The 822-nt window shown below is 52.2% G+C and carries 1 protein-coding gene; it reads left to right on the forward strand.

The features are described 5' to 3' along the window. Positions 1–822: aminotransferase class III-fold pyridoxal phosphate-dependent enzyme (locus DSM107010_RS37875; RefSeq protein WP_127025461.1), on the forward strand; the 822-nt coding region annotated here is incomplete at both ends.

Here is an 822-nt window from a genome sequence, read left to right on the forward strand (position 1 = left end):
CTTCAAAGAGTCAGTCATGGACACATATGCCCGTTTCCCGATTGCCTTAGAACGGGGTGCGGGTTGTCGAGTTTGGGATAGCACAGGAAAAGAATATCTCGATTTGGTCGCCGGAATTGCAACATGTACCCTGGGACACGCACACCCAGCGATGGTGGAAACAGTGACGCGCCAAATTCAGACGCTACACCACGTCTCCAACCTGTTTTACATCCCCGTGCAAGGGCAACTAGCACAATGGCTAGTTCAGCATTCATGTGCCGAGAAAGTCTTTTTGTGCAATTCTGGAGCGGAGGCTAACGAAGCGGCAATTAAACTAGCGCGCAAATACGCCCACACCGTACAGAAGATCGAGCATCCAGTCATGCTCACGGCCAACGCCAGCTTCCACGGCAGAACCCTAGCCACGATAACCGCTACCGGACAACCGAAATATCAGAAAAACTTTGCCCCCTTAGTCCCAGGGTTCCATTACGTCCCCTATAACGAGATTCAGGCGATCGAAGCCGCCATCTCAGAACTAGATGAAGGCGATCGGGCAGTGAGTGCAATTCTGCTCGAACCGCTGCAAGGAGAAGGCGGGGTGCGCCCCGGAGAAGTGGCATACTTCCAAGCAATTCGGCGGATTTGTGACGAAACCGGAATTTTACTAATTCTGGACGAAGTGCAAGCGGGAATGGGACGAACTGGGAAATTGTGGGGCTACGAGAATTTAGGCATCGAACCAGATATTTTCACTTCTGCCAAGGGTTTAGGTGGTGGTATCCCCATCGGCGCGATGATGTGCAAGCAGCATTGCGATGTGTTTGCACCAGGAGATCA

Origin of the sequence: Chroococcidiopsis cubana SAG 39.79, assembly GCF_003991895.1 — a bacterium.
GTDB classification, from domain to species: domain Bacteria; phylum Cyanobacteriota; class Cyanobacteriia; order Cyanobacteriales; family Chroococcidiopsidaceae; genus Chroococcidiopsis; species Chroococcidiopsis thermalis.